This window comes from Aquabacter sp. DMC10 (assembly GCF_056314145.1).
In genome coordinates this window covers 79474-96692 of record NZ_JBQUYX010000005.1, presented here as the reverse complement: position 1 = coordinate 96692, position 17219 = coordinate 79474, and the positions used below count along the sequence as shown (strand labels likewise).

The following is a 17219-nucleotide window of genomic DNA, read 5'->3' as shown; positions in this document are numbered from 1 at the left end:
CCTCAATCCTTCTCGATGCGGATCACCTGCGGCCGCGAGGCCAGGACACCGTCCGCGTCGATGGAGGCGACCGCGCGCCGCACGGCCTCCTCTGTCGTCGCGTAGGTAATCAGGATCACCGTTGCGGGATCATTTGCACTGGTGGAGCTGGGGCGACGCTGGACGATGGATTCGAGGGAGATGCCCTCGTCGGCCATGCGCCGGGCAATGGTAGCGGCCGTGCCGGGACGGTTCACGGCGGCAAGGCGGATATAATAGCCGCCCTCATGATGCTGCATGGGCGCGCGCTCGGCCCGGACCAGGGCGGCGGCGGGAATGCCGAAGGCAAAGCCGCCTTTGCCTTGCGCCACGTCGGCGAGGTCGCCCACCACCGCGGAGGCCGTGGCCGCGCCGCCCGCGCCGGGGCCAACCAGAGTGAGCGCCACAGCGTCGCCATCCACGGCCACCGCATTGGTGACGCCGGAAACCTGGGCGATGGGCCAGTGCTTGGGCACCATGGTGGGATGGACGCGCTGCTCGATGCCCTGGTCGGTGCGCACGGCGACGCCCAGCAGCTTGACCTTGTAGCCGAGGTCATCGGCGGCCTCGAGATCGGCCAGGGTCAGGGAGCGGATGCCTTCCAGATAGATGGCGTCCGCATCCACCTGCGTGCCGAAGGCCAGCGAGGTCAGGATCGACAGCTTGTGGGCGGTGTCGTGCCCGTCAATGTCAAAGGTGGGGTCGGCTTCCGCATAGCCCAGGCGCTGGGCCTCCGCGAGGCAGGTCTCGAAGGAGAGCTTCTCGTCCGCCATGCGGGTGAGGATGTAGTTGCAGGTGCCGTTGAGAATGCCGGACACGCGGGCGATGCGGTTGCCGGCCAGCGCCTCGCGGAGCGTCTTCACGATGGGGATGCCGCCGGCCACCGCGGCCTCGAAATGCAGTCCAGCGCCAGCGGCTTCCGATGTCCGGGCAAGGTCCAGACCGCATTTGGCCAGCAGCGCCTTGTTGGCGGTGACCACCGGGGTGCCGGCTTCCAGCGCCGCGGTCACCGCCGCCTTGGCCGGATCGCCCTCCCCGCCCATCAATTCCACGAACACGTCGATGTCCGGGTCGCGCGCCAGCGCCACCGGATCGTCGAACCAGCGTACGCCGGCAAGGTCCAGCCCGCGATCCTTGCCGCGATTGCGGGCGCTGACCGCCACCACCTCAATCTGGCGGCCCGTGCGGGCGGCGAGATCCGCCTTGCGGGCTTCGAGCATGCGGATGACCGCCGCGCCGACGGTGCCGAGGCCCGCAAGCCCCACTCTCAACTGGCTCATGGATCGAACCGAATGTCCCTGTGTCCTGGAGTGCGATCCACCGACACCGCCGCACCAATGGGCTTCGGTGTAGGTGGCAAAACGCCTTCCATCAATGCTGCGGAGACTGATTCCCCGGCCAGGCTGGTTCACCCGGCCGCATCAGGCTCCCGGTCCTGGAAGCCGCGCCGGCTGGATCCCTGAAGATCCGGCCGGCGCATCGCTTCCGCTCGTCTCAAGCGGCCGCAGGGCCGTTCCGCTCAGCGCGCGGCGGTGAGCGGCACCACATTGTGGAGCGTGACGCCGGCGGTGTCGAAGAAGCGGCGAATGTTGCGCGCGGCCTGGCGGATGCGCTGCTCGTTCTCCACCACGGCGATGCGCACATAGTCATCGCCATGCTCGCCGAAGCCGACGCCGGGGGCCACCGCCACCTCTGCCTTCTCGATGAGCAGCTTGGAGAATTCCACGCTGCCCATGGCGCGGAAGGGCTCGGGAATGGGCGCCCAGGCGAACATGGAGGCGGACGGCACCGGAATGGTCCAGCCGGCGCGGCCGAAGCTGTCCACCATGGCGTCGCGGCGGCGCTTATAGGTCTCGCGCATCTCGCCGATATAGTCCTGCGGGCCGTTTAGCGCCGCGGTGGCCGCCACCTGGATGGGGGTGTAGGCGCCATAGTCCAGGTAGGACTTCACGCGCGAGAGGGCCGCGATGAGGCGCTCATTGCCCACCGCAAAGCCCATGCGCCAGCCGGCCATGGAATAGGTCTTGGACATGGAGGTGAATTCCACCGTCACGTCCACGGCGCCGGGCACCTGCAGCACGGAGGGCGGCGGATTGCCGTCGAAATAGAGCTCCGCATAGGCAAGGTCGGACAGGATGATGAGGTCGTTCTTCTTCGCGAACGCCACCACGTCCTTGTAGAAATCCAGGCTCGCCACCGTGGCGGTGGGGTTGGAGGGATAGCACAGCACCACCGCGATGGGCTTGGGGATGGAGTGCTGGACCGCCCGCTCCATGGCATGGAAGAAGCCCGGACCGGGCTCCACCGGCACCGAGCGGATGACGCCGCCCGCCATCAGGAAGCCGAAGGCGTGGATGGGATAGGACGGGTTGGGGGTGAGGATCACATCGCCCGGCGCGGTGATGGCCTGCGCCATATTGGCGAAGCCTTCCTTCGAGCCCAGCGTCGCCACCACCTGGGTGTCGGGGTTCACCTTCACGCCGAACCGGCGCTCATAATAGGCCGCCTGCGCGCGCCGCAGGCCGGGAATGCCCTTGGAGGCGGAATAGCGGTCCGTGCGCGGCTTGCCGATGGTTTCCTTCAGCTTTTCCAGCACATGGGCGGGCGCGTCGAGGTCCGGGTTGCCCATGCCGAGATCGATGATGTCGACGCCGTTGTTTCGGGCGGCGGCCTTCACGCGGTTCACCTGCTCGAACACATAGGGCGGCAGCCGGCGAATACGGTGAAAATCGGTCATCTCACTCAAGCTCCAAAGGCCGCGCAAAGCTCCATGGGCGCGGCGAACGAGCTTTCTATCACTGTTCGCTGAAGGAAAAAGCACCGATTGAATGCTGCGGTTGCGAGATGCGCGCCGCCAGCGCCTCCTCCACCTTCTCCACCGCGATCTGGTCCACGCTGATCTGGCCGGCGGGGGGGCGCAAGGGCAGCACATTTTCATTGCGCGGGCCGGAGACCTCCGCCGTCGTGGGCCCGAACAGCCCGACGCTGGGGGTGCCGATGGCCCCGGCCAGATGCAGCATGCCGGAATCATTGCCCACGAACAGGGCGGCGGAGCGGATCTGGAGTACCGCTTCTTCCAGCGGCGTGCCGGTGAAGTCGCGCACCGGGGCCTCGGCCGCGATGTCCCGCGCCGCCTCCCGCTCCTGCGGGCCGCCCAGCACCCACACATCCCAGCCCTGGGCGGCAAAGCGCTTGGCAAGATCGGCGAAATGGCCGGCGGGCCACAGGCGATGGGGATTATAGGCCCCCGGCGCAAGCGCCAGCACCGGCGCGCGGGGGGCGCCGCCCAGCACCCGCTGCTGCCAGTCCTGCAATTCGCCGGGCGTCACCACCAGGCGCGGGGTCAGGCAGGTGCCGGTCTTGAAGCCGGCCAGGCCGCAAATCTTCTCGGTCTCGCCGGGATAGGTGCGCTCGCCAGTGCGGATGCGGTTGATGAGAAAGGCGCGCCCTTCCCCGAACCAGCCCACCCGCTCGGGAATGCCGGCCAGGAAAGGCACCACCGCCGCCTTCATGGTGCGGCTGACCACATAGACCCGGCGATAATTCTCGCGCCGCAGGCGGGCGGCGAGGCGCAGCTTTTCCTTCAGCCCGAACCGGCCGTGGGGCGTGTCGTCCACGAAGGCCTTGCGCAGTTCCGGCACGAAGCGGACGATTCGGTCCGTGGGGCTGCGGCACAGAAAATCGATGGGCGCGCCGGGATGGGCCGCCGCCACATGCCGCACCAGCGCGAAGCACCGCACATGGTCGCCGATGCCGCCATAGCCGGCCACCAGGATCGCGCCTTCGCGATCCGATTTCTCCCCCGCTTCCGGGGCGACGAACGACATGACCTTCAATCCCGCTTGACGGGCCTTCATCTCTCCGGGGAAGACCCGTCGTCAAGCGGGATGATGTTACTGCTGGGTGTCGTCCTTCGCGGCTTCATCGCCGCGCTGACGGGTCTGCTTGGCCAGGGACTCCAATTCGGTCTCCTTGGCGGCCTGTCCGCCCGCGTCGAGAACCGGAGGCCGGGCCACGGGCTTGACGGCGAATCCGGGGAAGTCGTTGGTGGGGGCCACCTTGGGCACATCCGGGTCCTTGCCGAACCAAGCGAAGGGGCCGCCGTCCCCGGCGCAGCCGCCGACCGCCCCTGACAGGCCCATCAACACGACGAAAGCGGCCACGCGCGGCACGGCCTTGGCCGGGCGGGGACGGGAAGCGTGCTTCTGGCTCATGAGATTCCTGTTTATGTGAACCGTTCCTTCCGCCGCAGGTCGCGCCCCTCGCCCACTGCGCAATGCACCGTTAGTATGCCTGAAGCTAAAATTGTGAAACAGGGGTTGCGTGCCTGTCGCTGCGGGAGCCTATCCTGCAAAGAAAGGCCGCGGTCAGGGAACGCCAAATGTCGGAAAAGAGGGACGTCACGCAAGCCCAGTTCCAGCCCAAGCTGGACATGGACGCCTTCGCCAACAATCTCGCCCGGCTGGTGGAAGAGGGCGGGAAGGCCCTCGCCGCCTATATCCGCCCGCGCGAGGACGGCAAGAAGGACGAACTGGCGGACGAAGTGGCCGATGCGGTGAAAACCATCGGCAATGTCGCCGAATATTGGATGGCCGATCCGCAGCGGACGGTGGAGGCGCAGAGCCGCCTCATGTCCGGCTATCTGTCGGTCTGGACCGCAGCGCTCAAGAAAATGTCCGGCGAGCCGGCCGAGCCGGTGGTCGCGCCCGATCCGCGCGATGCCCGCTTCCGCGATCCCGAATGGCAGGCCAACCCCTTCTTCGATGCCTTGAAGCAGACCTATCTGGTCACCAGCACCTGGGCCGAATCGATGGTGACCGAGGCCGAGACCCTCGACCCGCATCTCAAGCACAAGGCCGAGTTCCTGGTCCGCCAGATCTCCAACGCCATCTCGCCGTCCAACTTCATCCTCACCAACCCGGAATTGCTGCGCGAGACATTCAACTCCTCCGGCGAGAATCTGGTGCGCGGCATGCGCCACCTGACCGAGGACCTGATCGAGGGCAAGGGCGACCTGCGCATCCGCCAGACCGACATGTCCGCCTTCGAGGTGGGCCGCAATCTGGCGCTCACCCCCGGCAAGGTCATCTACCAGACCGACCTGATGCAGCTCATCCAGTATGAGCCGTCGACGCCCAGCGTGAAGAAGATGCCGGTCCTGGTGGTGCCGCCCTGGATCAACAAGTTCTACATTCTCGATCTGACGCCCGAGAAGTCCTACATCAAGTGGATGGTGGACCAGGGCTTCACCGTGTTCGTGATCTCCTGGGTCAATCCCGATGCCCGCCTCGCGGCCAAGGGGTTTGACGACTATATGCGCGAAGGCATTTTCGCAGCGCTGGAGGCGGTGCAGAAGGTCACCGGCGAGCCGCAGGCCCATACCATCGGCTATTGCGTCGGCGGCACCCTTTTGGCGGTGACCCTGGCCTATATGGCGGCCACCGGCGACAACCGGGTGGCCAGCGCCACCTTCCTGACCACCCAGATCGACTTCACCCATGCGGGCGACCTGAAGGTGTTCGTGGACGAGGAGCAGCTGGCGGTGCTGGAGCGCCGCATGAAGGAGCTGGGCTATCTGGAGGGGTCCAAGATGGCCAGCGCCTTCAACATGCTGCGCTCCAACGACCTGATCTGGCCCTACGTGGTGAACAATTACATGAAGGGCAAGGCGCCCTTCCCCTTCGACCTGCTGTATTGGAACGCCGATTCCACCCGCATGCCGGCGGCCAACCACTCCTATTACCTGCGCAATTGCTACCTGGAGAACAACATCGCCAAGGGCAAGGCGGAGCTGGCCGGCGTGCGCATCGACATGGGCAAGGTGACCATTCCCGTCTATTGCCTGGCCACCAAGGAAGACCACATCGCCCCGGCCAAGTCCGCCTATATCGGCATGGGCCTCCTGAACGGGCCGGTGCGCTATGTGCTGGCGGGGTCTGGGCACATTGCCGGCGTGGTCAATCCGCCGGCCAAGAAGAAGTATCAGTATTGGACCGGTGGGCCGGTGAGCGGGGACTATTCCGACTGGTTGCAGCACACCCAGGAGCATGCCGGGTCCTGGTGGCCGGATTGGGCGGAATGGCTCACCGCCCTTCACCCCGGCGAAGTGCCCGCCCGCCCGGTGGGCGGCGAGGCCTTCAATCCGATCGAGGATGCGCCCGGCTCCTATGTCCGGGCCCGGTCCTGAGGGGGGAACTCACGGCACCAGGCCGTGGGCGTCCCATTGGTCGCGCGGGATCACGTCGCCGAGCACATAGGTGAGGGCTTCGATGCCGAGGCCTTCGTTCTTGGTCACGCAGTGATAGGACAGGTGATACCAGTGCCCGCCGCTGCGCACCGCCGCGCCGGGGGCCGTCACCTGCTCGTCAACGATGCGGGTCTCGGCGAAGGCATAGGCCACCAGTTCGTCGGGATGCAGGCCGGGATGCTGGCGGCCCACCTCCCCCATGGCGCGGGCGTTGCAGCGCTGTTCCATCCGCTCGGTGGGCTCCAGCAGCAGCATGGCCTTGTCGGGGCTGGAGGCGAGCGCCGGGCCGGTGGCCAGAAAGCTGGCCATAAGGCTGGCGAGGCACGGCAGAAGAACGACGCCGTCCATGCGTCGGCGTCTATGGGATCGCAGGCGAATCATCCGGTCCTTGGGCTCACGGCATGACGGGACGCGCGCCGGCACCGGCGCGCGTGGCCTCACCCATGGACCCGAGCGGACCGCCTGACAAGATCCGCAGGGGAAGGCGAAGGCGCGCGGAACCGCTCAGGCCGGCACCCGCCAGCGCTCCACTTCCGCCCGCTCGGCCGCGAAATGCTCCTCGATGATGCGCGCCGCCCCCAGGTGCAGCGTGCCCGTGGCGCCGTCGAGGGCAAGGAGGTCGCCTTCCGCCAGATCCGTCTCGCCGAGGCGAGCGCGCCGGGCGGCGGGGTCCACATGGAGTGCGGCGCAGCCGACAATGCAGGGCTTGCCCATCTGGCGGGCCACCAGGGCCGCATGGGCGGTGCGCCCGCCCGCCGCCGTCACAATGCCATCGGAGAGCGCGAAGCCCTCCACGTCCGCCGTATTGGTGTCGGGGCGCACCAGGATGACCGCGGCGCCGGTGGCCGCGAGGCGGCGGGCCGCCTCGGTGTCGAAGGCCACACGGCCCACCGCCACGCCGGCGGAGGCGGGCGTGCCGGAGCCCACCACGGGACCCACGTCGGCCAGGGTGCGCCGGCTGAGGCCTTGAAGGTCCATGCCCTCCAGGCGACGCAGGCCTTCGGAGGGGGCAATCAGCTTTTCATTCACCAGATCGATGGCGATGCGCAGGGCCGCCTGCGGCGTGCGCTTGGCGGAGCGGGTCTGGAGGATGAACAGGCGCCCGTCCTCGATGGTGAATTCCACGTCCTGCACGTCGGCAAAGCCCTGCTCCAGCTGGCGCAGGATGGCGCGCAGCCCGTCGGCGGCGTCCGGCACCCGGCGGTCGAGCGCCGCCTCCCCCACCGGATTGCGCACGCCGGACACCACGTCCTCGCCCTGGGCCTCGAACAGCACGTCGATGACGGGCCGGTTGGCGCCGGTGGACGGATCACGGGAGAAGGCCACGCCCGAGCCGGAGGTGAGGCTGCGGTTGCCAAACACCATGGCCTGCACCGTCACGGCAGTCCCGGCCAGGTGCTCCAGCTTTTCCAGCTTGCGATAGGTGCGGGCGCGCGGGCTGTCCCAGGAGCGGTAGACGGCGGCGGCGGCGGCCTCCAATTGCGCGCGGGGGGCCTCCGGCACCAGGTCGTCCGCCTCGTCGATGACTTCCTGATAGAGGGCGCACAGTCGCTCCAGGGCCTCGCCGTCGAGGGCGGCGGCATCCGCCACCCCCTCGGAACGGGCCAGGGACGCGGCCACATCGGCGAAGGCGGCTGCATCGATGCCCAGCACCACCGCGCCGAAGCTCTCCAGGAAGCGACGGCGGCAGTCCCAGGCGAAGCGCGGATTACCGCTGAGGCGCACGAGGCCGCGGACGGCGGCCGGGGTGCAGCCCACATCCAGCACCGTCTCCAGCATGCCGGGCATAGAGCGCGCGGCGCCGGAGCGCACGGAGACCAGGAGCGGGCGGCGGGCATCGCCGAAGGCGCGGCCGGTGGCCTGTTCCAGGAACGCCATGCCTTCTTCCAGCGCGGCGGCGACCTTGCGCTCGGCACCGGGCTCGCCGCGGGTGACGGCGCCGCACAGGGCGATGGGCAGGACGAAGGCGGGCGGCACCGGCAGGCCGAGCGCGGCCATGCGGGCGAGATTGGCGGCCTTGGCGCCGATTTCGTCGGCGGGCGGGGTCTGGGTGCTGCCGGAGCCGATGGTGACGGGGCGCATGCGCGGCCTCCTCTCAGGTGGACAGGTCGGCGAGCACATGCCCGCGCAGAAGATGGCCGAAGCCGGCCAGGCGGTCGGTGGCCCGCTCCAGGGCCCGGGCAAATTCGAGGGCGGCAATGCCCGCCCGCAGGTCCACCGGCCCGGTGAGCACGGCGGCGGTGACCGCCCGCTCGGCCTCATCGGCCGCATGCTCGATCTCGGCGAGGCGGCCGCAGGCCCGCAGCGCGTCCTCGAAGTCCAGCTTGTGCCCGGCGGGCACTTCGATGGCAGCCACCGCGCCGCAGGCGGCCGCCTCGGCGCCGTCCACGGCCGCGCGGCACAGCCGGCCGATGGGTTCGGCCAGATCGGGCGAGAGGGCCCCGGGGGCGAGGGAGGCGACAAAGGCCGCCTGCTCCAATTCGTCGATGGCGTCTTCCATCTGGTTCACCAGGGCCACCAGAACCCCATCCGTGCCGGCGCGGGCGCCCCGCTCGCGGGCCGCCACCGCCATGCGGTCCGCCTTCTGTTCGATGCGCCGGGACTGGGCGGCCAGACGCTCGGTTTCGGCGGCGGTGTCCCCCGGCTCCGACAAGGCGCCGGCGATCCCAGCCGCCACCTCGCGGGCCAGGCCCGCCTGACGCACCACCACCGCCAGCAGGTCATCATCCACGCGCTGGAGATGGCGCATCAGTTCCGCCTCGATGCGGTCGCGGGCGAGGCGCAGCGAATGGCCCTCCTTGAGGGCCTCGGTGGAGATCCGCAGCACGGCCCGCAGGAAGTCGCAGGCGCCCTCCCGGCCCAGCGCGGTGTCGAGGCGCTCGCCGAAGCCGATGCGCCCGCCGGCCGCATGCTGCACGGCGGCGGCCAAAAGCTCCGCCCCGCCCAATTCCAGGAAGCCCCGCTGGCCGATGGCATTGCGGGCGGCAAAGTCCAGCAGCATCAGGGCATCGGCCTTGGAGACCCAGGTCCGCAGCAGCTTGCGGGCCTTGTTCCAGTCGATAAGGAAGACAAGGTTGCGGCCGAGCGCCTCCAGCACGGCGAGCCGGGTGGCGAGATCCGCCTCGCACGTTCCGGTGACCAGGTAGAAGGCGCCATCCTCCGCCAGCCCCTTGGCCGTGTGCTGGTCAAGGCCGCTCCAGCGCACCGGCAGGTCGCGGAACAGGCCGGTGAAGAAGCGCGCCCGGGCCCGGTGCACGTCCGTATAGGTCACGGTGACCGTGGTGTCGGTGACGCCGATGACCACCACATGGGCATCGGTCTCGCCAATGTCGTTCTGGATGCTCAGCCCGGCGGGCGTGCGGGCGGCGGTGGTGGACAGGCCGGGATGGTCGAACTTCAGCCCCGCCGTGGCATTCAGCCCGCGCATGAAGGCTTCCACCGCCGGCCGGTCCTGCGGCAGGAGGCCGAAGGCATGGGCGCCGGCGATCTGCTCTTCCGCATGGGTGGCGGACAGGCGGTTCAGCGCCTTGTGCAGTTCCATCACCAATTGGTGCAGGCTCGGTCCGTCGCCCTCCCCGATGCCGGTGTGGCGCTTGATCTCGGCCTCGCGCAGCGCATCGGCACGGCCGAGCGTGCTTTCGGCGCGGATGGCATCGATGCGGGCGCGGGCCGCGGCGCCGGCCGGGTCCTGCCCCGCCTCCACCGCCTTCGCCATGGCGTCGAGATCCTCCCACACCCCGGCGCCGAGGGCAGCAAGGCCGGGCGCGGCGATTTCCCGGCGGGCCTCGTCCTCCCCGCCGCCGGCGGTGGCTTGGCGCACCAGATCTTCCAGCGGCAGGGGGTCAAGGCCGGCGGCCTTGCATTCCTCGCGCAGGTCGAAGGGGGCGTTCAGCGGATCATGGGCGTGGCGGACCGCGGCCTGGAGCACGCCGAACCGCACCTTCACCCGGTCATTGGCGCGCAGGCCCTCGCCGATGAGGGCCGGCAGGAGCACGCCGGTCTGGCCCAGATGGGCGACGATGTCGGACTTCATGGGCTTTCCCCTCACGGCCATTGCGCGACGGGGCGGATGTAAGCATGCCGGCACGACGGCCGGATTGCGCAGGATCAGTCATCAAGCCGTCACATGCGGCCGCCTCAAGCTTGGCCGCAAGTCATTCCAAAGGCTGCATTCCGTTGTCATAGCCGCGCCTTTATTGTGCGCTCGCGAAGATTCTTTTCGCGACGCGGGAGGGGTGGCCCGCGTCCCTCATCTCAGGCACGGAATTCCCATGAGCCTACTCATTTGTATCGGGGCGCTCGCCTTCCTGATGTTCGTCGCGTATCGCGGCTTTTCCGTCATCCTGTTCGCGCCGGTGGCCGCCCTCGGCGCCGTGCTGCTGACCGATCCCGCCGCGGTGCCCGTGATCTATTCGGGCCTGTTCATGGACAAAATGGTGGGCTTCGTGAAGCTCTACTTCCCGCTGTTCCTCCTGGGGGCGGTGTTCGGGAAGGTGATCGAGCTGTCGGGCTTCTCACGCTCCATCGTCTCGGCCATGATCCGCATCCTCGGCCCGAGCCAGGCGATCCTGGCCATCGTTCTGGTGGGCGCGGTGCTCACCTATGGCGGCGTCTCGCTGTTCGTGGTGGTGTTCGCGGTCTATCCGTTCGGCGCGGAGCTGTTCCGCCAGGTGGGCATCCCCAAGCGCCTGCTGCCGGCCGCCATCGCGCTCGGGGCCTTCTCCTTCACCATGGACACGCTGCCGGGCACGCCGCAGATCCAGAACATCATCCCCACCACCTTCTTCAAGACCACGGCCTATGCCGCGCCCCTGCTGGGCTTCATCGGCACCGCCTTCATCCTGGTGGTGGGCATCGGCTATCTGGAGTTCCGGCGCCGCCAGGCGGCGCGCGCGGGCGAGACCTATGGCACCGGCCACACCAATGAGCCGGCCGCGGCCGAAGGCGGTGCCACCGTGCACCCGCTGGTGGCCATCCTGCCGCTGATCGTGGTGGGCGTCGGCAATCTCATCCTGGGCCGCCTGATCCCCGACTTCTATGGCCCCACCGCCGCCGCGACCCTGACCCAGGGCGGCGCGACGGTCAGCATGGCCACCTCCTCGGTGACCGCCATCTGGGCGGTGGCGGGCGCCCTGCTGCTGGGCATCCTCACCGTGTTCCTGTTCGCGTTCCGCCAAGTGGCGGCAAAGTTCGCCGAGGGCTCCAAGTCGGCGGTGGGCGGCGCGCTGCTGGCGGGCCTCAACACCGCCTCCGAATATGGCTTCGGCGCCGTCATCGCCGCCTTGCCCGGCTTCCTGGCCATCAAGGCGGCCCTCATGGCCATCCCGAACCCGCTGGTGAACGAGGCCATCTCCATCACCACGCTGGCGGGTATCACGGGCTCGGCCTCCGGCGGCCTGTCCATCGCGCTCGCCGCCATGTCCGATCAGTTCATCGCCTCCGCCAATGCGGCCGGCATTCCCCTGGAGGTGATGCACCGCGTGGCCGCCATGGCCTCCGGCGGCATGGACACCTTGCCCCATAATGGCGCGGTCATCACGCTGCTGGCGGTGTGCGGCCTGACCCATCGCCAGTCCTATGGCGACATTTTCGCCATCACGCTGGTGAAGACGGCGGCGGTGTTCTTCGTGATCGCGGTCTATCTGCTCACGGGCATCGTCTGAGACCGGGCGGCGGGGCCTCAGACGGCTCCGCCGCCAACCCTCACGGGGAGACGGCCACGGCCGTGGAACCGCGCGCGGCGCGGGGGCCAGACGGCCCAGGCTTCTGCGCGCCAGTGTTGGATATGAGAAATGCGGGCGCCAGATGCACCGGAGCGCAGGCAGGCGCGTCCCGCATGCATTCGGTCGAAGCGTTGGTTTTTTTGAAGCTGGGAGGGGCCGGGCGGGACGGGGCCGCAGGCTGACTGGGCAAGGCGCGGATCGCGCGGCCGGGTCAAAGAAACGAGGGTTTGACCGAAGGCGCCGCAGACGACGCTTTGCGCGGGGCCAGGGTCCGGTCCCCCTGCCGGAACCCCTTCAGATCACCACCCCGGGGGCGCTGCGCCGGCACAGGCCGGCGGCGCCCAACCGGGAAATGGGGATCAGCCGTTGACGGCTTCCTTCAAGCCCTTGCCGGGCGTGAACTTCGGAGCCTTGGAGGCGTCGATCTTCACGGGCTTGCCGGTGCGCGGGTTACGGCCTTCGCGCGCAGCGCGGGTCACCACGGAGAAGCTGCCGAAGCCGATCAGCTTGACTTCCTCACCCTTCTGCAGGGCCTTGGTGATGATGTCGAACGTCGCGTCCACCGCGGCCGCCGCAGCCGCCTTCGTCAGCTTGGCCTCGTCGGCCACCGCGGCGATCAGTTCGTTCTTGGTGGTCATGTGACCGTTCCTTCCATGTTGGTCTTCGACTCGTCCGGCGCAGGCGCCCACGACGATGGGGCGGAAAATTTACGGAAAATGCGGCTTTTGCAAGCGTCATCCGCGTCAAACCCGCATCAATGCACGATTTCTCATGCCGCAAGGCCACATGAAAACGGGCGGCACGCTCTCGCATGCCGCCCGCCTCACGATCTAACGCATTGAAAAGATAAGATATTCTGTCTGGCGGACCCGGCATTTCCCCGCGTCAGACGGGAAGGGGCGAGGACCTTGTCCAAACAGGGGAAAACCCGCCCGGACGCTTGATCCGGGCGGGATTTTTCAGTGGGCGACGACGCCCGTTCCCTCTTCCTCGGGCATCACGGACTCGACCGGACGCTCGGTCCACTCGATCGGCACGGGCGCCCGCACCAAAGCGTGGGCCAGCACCTCGTCCATCCGGGACACCGGGACGATCTCCAGCGCGTTCTTCACGTTGGAGGGGATGTCCGCCAAGTCCTTGGCATTCTCCTCGGGGATCAGCACCTTCTTGATGCCGCCCCGCAGGGCCGCCAGGAGCTTCTCCTTGAGGCCGCCAATGGGCAGCACCCGACCGCGCAGCGTGATCTCGCCGGTCATCGCCACGTCGCGGCGCACCGGAATGCCGGTGAGCACCGAGACAATGGTGGTGGCCATGGCCGTGCCGGCCGAGGGGCCGTCCTTGGGGGTCGCGCCCTCAGGGACGTGGACATGGATGTCCCGCTTCTCGAACAGCGGCGGCTCGATGCCGAAGTCCACGGCGCGCGAGCGCACATAGGAGGCGGCGGCCGAGATGCTTTCCTTCATCACGTCGCGCAGGTTGCCGGTGACGGTCATCTTGCCCTTGCCGGGCATCATGACGCCTTCGATGGTCAGCAGCTCGCCGCCCACTTCCGTCCACGCCAGGCCGGTGACGACGCCCACCTGATCTTCCGCATCGATCTCGCCATAGCGGAAGCGGGGCGCGCCGAGGAAGGTCTCGAGATTCTTCTCGGTCACCTTCACCGACTTCTTCTTGGAGATGACGAGTTCCTTCACCGCCTTGCGGACGAGGTTGGAGATCTCGCGCTCCAGGTTGCGGACGCCCGCTTCCCGGGTATAGCGCCGGATGACGGTCAGGAGGGCCGCGTCGTCGATCGCCCACTCCTTGCCCTTGAGGCCGTGCTTTTGCACCGCATTGGGGATGAGGTGCTTGCGCGCGATCTCCGCCTTCTCGTCCTCGGTGTATCCGGCGATGCGGATCACTTCCATGCGGTCGAGCAGCGCCGGCGGGATGTTGAGCGTGTTGGCCGTGGTCACGAACATCACGTTGGACAGGTCATAATCGACCTCCAGGTAATGGTCGTTGAACGTCCCGTTCTGCTCGGGGTCCAGCACCTCCAGCAAGGCCGCCGACGGATCGCCGCGGAAATCGGCGCCCATCTTGTCGATCTCGTCCAGGAGGAAGAGCGGGTTCGACTTCTTGGCCTTGCGCATGGACTGGATGACCTTGCCCGGCATGGAGCCGATATAGGTCCGCCGGTGGCCACGGATCTCCGCCTCGTCACGCACGCCGCCGAGCGCCACGCGCACGAACTCACGGCCCGTCGCCTTGGCGATGGACTTGCCGAGCGAGGTCTTGCCGACGCCGGGAGGACCGACAAGGCACAGGATCGGCCCGGTCAGCTTGTTGGCGCGGCTCTGCACGGCCAGATACTCGACGATGCGCTCCTTGACCTTGTCGAGGCCGTAATGGTCGCTGTCGAGGATGGACTGGGCAAAGCCGAGGTCCTTCTTCACGCGGCTCTTCACGCCCCACGGGATGGACAGGAGCCAGTCCAGATAATTGCGCACCACGGTGGCTTCCGCCGACATGGGCGACATCTGGCGCAGCTTCTTCAACTCGTGCGTGGCCTTCTCGCGCGCTTCCTTGGTCAGCCTGGTGCGCTTGATGCGGTCTTCCAGCTCCTGAAGGTCGTCCCGGCCCTCTTCGTCGCCGAGCTCCTTCTGGATCGCCTTCATCTGCTCGTTGAGATAATACTCGCGCTGGGTCTTCTCCATCTGGCGCTTCACCCGCGTGCGGATGCGCTTCTCCACCTGGAGCACGGAGATTTCGCTCTCCATGAGGCCCAGCACCTTTTCCAGCCGCTCGGCGACCTTCAAGGTCTCAAGCACCCCCTGCTTCTCGGGGATCTTGACCGCCAGGTGCGAGGCGATGGTGTCGGCGAGCTTCGAGTGGTCCTCGATCTGCCCGACAACGCCCACCACTTCCGGCGAGACCTTCTTGTTGAGCTTCACATAATTCTCGAACTCGTTGATCACCGAGCGGGCAAGCGCCTCCGCCTCGACGCGATCGCCGTCTTCGTCGGCGATGGCGACGGCCTCGGCCTCATAGAGGTCGGCGCGGTCGGTATAGCGCTTCACCTGGGCGCGGGTGACGCCCTCCACCAGCACCTTCACCGTGCCGTCGGGCAGCTTCAGCAGCTGCAGGACGGTGGCGAGGGTGCCGACCTTGTAAATGGCGTCCGCCGCCGGATCATCGTCCGAGGCGTTCTCCTGCGTGGCCAGCAGGATGTAGGTATCGCCGCGCATCACCTCCTCGAGGGCGCGGATGGACTTCTCGCGACCCACGAACAGGGGAACAATCATATGCGGGAACACCACGATGTCCCGGAGCGGCAGCACCGGATACGTCTGGCTGACGCCGGGAACAAGCGGGGGGCGCGGCTTCTGGCTCGTCATGACCCAATCCTTTCTTGTGGCGCCAACGCAAGCGGACGCGTGTCCGCCTGCGCAGCGCAGCCGGGACGGGAGCGGGATTTCAATGCAGGAGCGGCAAGAGGGCCGCGAGAGGCACGATAACCGAGCCCGGGGACCGGATTTTTCCCAACTGAAATGGAGAGCGGCGCCCGGAGTTTCAAGATGGGGCGCGACAAGGGCCGAAGGGTTCGCCGGACGACCGCCGCTCGCGAGGCACAGACACGTTCAATCAACGCCCCCGCGCGCAAGGCGCGGGGGATAAAGCCGGAGTGGAAGGCCTCACGCACTGGCGCCGGCATCGCCGACGCGGTCGGCGTAGATGTAGAGCGGACGGGCATTCTGCTCGACCACTTCCTTGCTGATGACCACCTCTTCGACCCCTTCCAGACCCGGAAGATCGAACATGGTGTCCAGCAGGATGCCTTCCATGATGGAGCGCAGGCCACGGGCGCCAGTCTTGCGCTCGATGGCGCGCCGGGCGATGGCGCCCAGGGCCTCCTCATGGATGGTCAGGTCCACATTCTCCATCTCGAACAGGCGCTGGTACTGCTTCACCAGGGCGTTCTTGGGCTCGGCCAGGATCTGCTTGAGCGCCGCCTCGTCCAGGTCACCGAGCGTCGCCAGCACGGGCAGGCGGCCGATGAACTCGGGGATGAGGCCGTACTTCAGCAGGTCCTCGGGCTCCACCTCGCGGAACAGCTCGCCGGGACGACGCTCCTCCACCGGAGCGACCTTGGCGCCGAAGCCGATGGAGGTGCCGCCCTTGGAACGGCCCGAGATGATCTTGTCCAGCCCGGCGAAGGCGCCGCCGCAGATGAACAGGATGTTGGTGGTGTCCACCTGCAGGAATTCCTGCTGGGGATGCTTGCGCCCGCCCTGGGGCGGCACGGAGGCGACCGTGCCTTCCATGATCTTCAGCAGCGCCTGCTGGACGCCCTCGCCCGACACGTCGCGGGTGATGGAGGGATTGTCGGACTTGCGACTGATCTTGTCGATTTCGTCGATGTAGACGATTCCGCGCTGCGCCCGCTCGACATTGTAGTCGGCCGCCTGGAGCAGCTTGAGGATGATGTTCTCCACGTCCTCGCCCACATAGCCCGCTTCCGTGAGCGTGGTGGCGTCGGCCATGGTGAAGGGCACGTCCAGGATGCGCGCGAGCGTCTGGGCCAGCAACGTCTTGCCCGAGCCCGTGGGGCCGATGAGCATGATGTTGGACTTGGCCAGTTCAACGTCGCCATGCTTGGTGGCGTGGTTGAGGCGCTTGTAGTGGTTGTGCACCGCCACCGAGAGGACCTTCTTCGCATGGTCCTGGCCGATGACATAGTCATCGAGAACCTTGCGGATCTCCTTCGGGGTGGGGATACCGTCCCGCGACTTCACCAGCGAGGACTTGGATTCCTCGCGAATGATGTCCATGCACAGTTCGACACACTCGTCGCAAATGAAGACCGTAGGCCCTGCGATGAGCTTGCGGACCTCGTGCTGGCTTTTGCCGCAGAACGAGCAGTAGAGCGTGTTCTTGCTGTCGCTGCCGCCGGTCTTGCTCATCTTCATCTCCGTCTGGCCCCCTTTCCGCGCACCCGACGTGCCCGGATCAGAGACCGTGTTCAGGAGCACAGACGGATGTCCCGCCTCCGCTCCCGGGTCCAGCCGCCGGGCCAGACCTCAGCCAATCATCCTCGAGCGATACGTTCAAGGCATATGCACAGATTATGCCTAAGCCGGCATGCCCGAGGGTTGCACCGTCACCGACGCACGTGGCGCCGGCGGTGGTCCGCCCCCCACTCGGCCTGACAGAGACAGACTGCAGGTCGAGCCCCCGCTTGTGGTCAGGAT

12 protein-coding genes are annotated in these 17219 nt (G+C 67.6%); 2 read left to right on the top strand and 10 right to left on the bottom strand.

What is annotated here, in order from left to right:
- Positions 1 to 2: 2 nt before the first annotated feature.
- From ACT54L_RS14990 to ACT54L_RS14975, 4 genes are all read right to left on the bottom strand, one after another.
- Positions 3 to 1298 (bottom strand): homoserine dehydrogenase, encoded by a 1296-nt coding sequence (locus tag ACT54L_RS14990; RefSeq protein WP_476086436.1) that lies wholly within the window; start codon positions 1296 to 1298, stop codon positions 3 to 5.
- A gap of 239 nt (positions 1299 to 1537) precedes the next feature.
- Complete coding sequence (locus ACT54L_RS14985; protein WP_476086435.1) at positions 1538 to 2755, bottom strand: LL-diaminopimelate aminotransferase; 1218 nt, start codon at positions 2753 to 2755, stop codon at positions 1538 to 1540.
- Positions 2756 to 2813: 58 nt separating this feature from the next.
- The gene (gene waaF / locus ACT54L_RS14980; protein ID WP_476086434.1) at positions 2814 to 3845 is read right to left on the bottom strand and encodes a lipopolysaccharide heptosyltransferase II; all 1032 of its coding nucleotides are present in this window, start codon (positions 3843 to 3845) and stop codon (positions 2814 to 2816) included.
- Positions 3846 to 3911: 66 nt separating this feature from the next.
- On the bottom strand, positions 3912 to 4232 hold the full coding sequence (locus ACT54L_RS14975; RefSeq protein WP_476086433.1) for a hypothetical protein: 321 nt from the start codon (positions 4230 to 4232) through the stop codon (positions 3912 to 3914).
- Between the two features lie 167 nt (positions 4233 to 4399).
- Between ACT54L_RS14975 and phaC the strand changes: the two genes are divergently transcribed.
- Positions 4400 to 6205: a class I poly(R)-hydroxyalkanoic acid synthase gene (gene phaC, locus ACT54L_RS14970; RefSeq protein WP_476086432.1), complete on the top strand. Its 1806-nt coding sequence runs from the start codon at positions 4400 to 4402 to the stop codon at positions 6203 to 6205.
- 9 nt (positions 6206 to 6214) lie between these two features.
- Here phaC and ACT54L_RS14965 read toward each other — a convergent pair whose 3' ends face one another.
- From ACT54L_RS14965 to ACT54L_RS14955, 3 genes are all read right to left on the bottom strand, one after another.
- The gene (locus ACT54L_RS14965) at positions 6215 to 6613 is read right to left on the bottom strand and encodes a DUF930 domain-containing protein (protein ID WP_476086431.1); all 399 of its coding nucleotides are present in this window, start codon (positions 6611 to 6613) and stop codon (positions 6215 to 6217) included.
- Between the two features lie 156 nt (positions 6614 to 6769).
- The gene (locus ACT54L_RS14960) at positions 6770 to 8347 is read right to left on the bottom strand and encodes a PEP/pyruvate-binding domain-containing protein (protein ID WP_476086430.1); all 1578 of its coding nucleotides are present in this window, start codon (positions 8345 to 8347) and stop codon (positions 6770 to 6772) included.
- Positions 8348 to 8360: 13 nt separating this feature from the next.
- A complete protein-coding gene (locus ACT54L_RS14955) occupies positions 8361 to 10298 on the bottom strand; it encodes a hypothetical protein (RefSeq protein ID WP_476086429.1) in 1938 nt (645 codons plus the stop codon).
- 238 nt (positions 10299 to 10536) lie between these two features.
- On the opposite strand from ACT54L_RS14955, the gene ACT54L_RS14950 reads away from it, so the two are divergent.
- Entirely contained in the window at positions 10537 to 11928 is a 1392-nt protein-coding gene (locus ACT54L_RS14950; protein ID WP_476086428.1) for a GntP family permease, read from the top strand.
- Positions 11929 to 12347: 419 nt separating this feature from the next.
- Here the strand turns inward: ACT54L_RS14950 and ACT54L_RS14945 are convergent, their stop codons facing one another.
- From ACT54L_RS14945 to clpX, 3 genes are all read right to left on the bottom strand, one after another.
- Positions 12348 to 12626: an HU family DNA-binding protein gene (locus ACT54L_RS14945; protein WP_209100268.1), complete on the bottom strand. Its 279-nt coding sequence runs from the start codon at positions 12624 to 12626 to the stop codon at positions 12348 to 12350.
- A gap of 321 nt (positions 12627 to 12947) precedes the next feature.
- Positions 12948 to 15365 carry an endopeptidase La gene (lon, locus tag ACT54L_RS14940; RefSeq protein WP_476086427.1) on the bottom strand — a complete coding sequence of 806 codons (2418 nt, stop codon included), beginning with the start codon at positions 15363 to 15365 and terminating at the stop codon, positions 12948 to 12950.
- A gap of 297 nt (positions 15366 to 15662) precedes the next feature.
- Positions 15663 to 16931, bottom strand: a complete 1269-nt coding sequence (clpX, locus tag ACT54L_RS14935; RefSeq protein ID WP_209100264.1) for an ATP-dependent Clp protease ATP-binding subunit ClpX — start codon at positions 16929 to 16931, stop codon at positions 15663 to 15665.
- Positions 16932 to 17219 lie beyond the last annotated feature (288 nt).

What these genes read in the sequence shown, in the direction of transcription:
- ACT54L_RS14990 (WP_476086436.1), bottom strand. Translation starts at nt 1,298, where the DNA reads ATGAGCCAGTTGAGAGTGGGGCTTGCGGGCCTCGGCACCGTCGGCGCG.
- ACT54L_RS14985 (WP_476086435.1), bottom strand. Translation starts at nt 2,755, where the DNA reads ATGACCGATTTTCACCGTATTCGCCGGCTGCCGCCCTATGTGTTCGAG.
- waaF (WP_476086434.1), bottom strand. Translation starts at nt 3,845, where the DNA reads ATGTCGTTCGTCGCCCCGGAAGCGGGGGAGAAATCGGATCGCGAAGGC.
- ACT54L_RS14975 (WP_476086433.1), bottom strand. Translation starts at nt 4,232, where the DNA reads ATGAGCCAGAAGCACGCTTCCCGTCCCCGCCCGGCCAAGGCCGTGCCG.
- phaC (WP_476086432.1), top strand. Translation starts at nt 4,400, where the DNA reads ATGTCGGAAAAGAGGGACGTCACGCAAGCCCAGTTCCAGCCCAAGCTG.
- ACT54L_RS14965 (WP_476086431.1), bottom strand. Translation starts at nt 6,613, where the DNA reads ATGGACGGCGTCGTTCTTCTGCCGTGCCTCGCCAGCCTTATGGCCAGC.
- ACT54L_RS14960 (WP_476086430.1), bottom strand. Translation starts at nt 8,347, where the DNA reads ATGCGCCCCGTCACCATCGGCTCCGGCAGCACCCAGACCCCGCCCGCC.
- ACT54L_RS14955 (WP_476086429.1), bottom strand. Translation starts at nt 10,298, where the DNA reads ATGAAGTCCGACATCGTCGCCCATCTGGGCCAGACCGGCGTGCTCCTG.
- ACT54L_RS14950 (WP_476086428.1), top strand. Translation starts at nt 10,537, where the DNA reads ATGAGCCTACTCATTTGTATCGGGGCGCTCGCCTTCCTGATGTTCGTC.
- ACT54L_RS14945 (WP_209100268.1), bottom strand. Translation starts at nt 12,626, where the DNA reads ATGACCACCAAGAACGAACTGATCGCCGCGGTGGCCGACGAGGCCAAG.
- lon (WP_476086427.1), bottom strand. Translation starts at nt 15,365, where the DNA reads ATGACGAGCCAGAAGCCGCGCCCCCCGCTTGTTCCCGGCGTCAGCCAG.
- clpX (WP_209100264.1), bottom strand. Translation starts at nt 16,931, where the DNA reads ATGAGCAAGACCGGCGGCAGCGACAGCAAGAACACGCTCTACTGCTCG.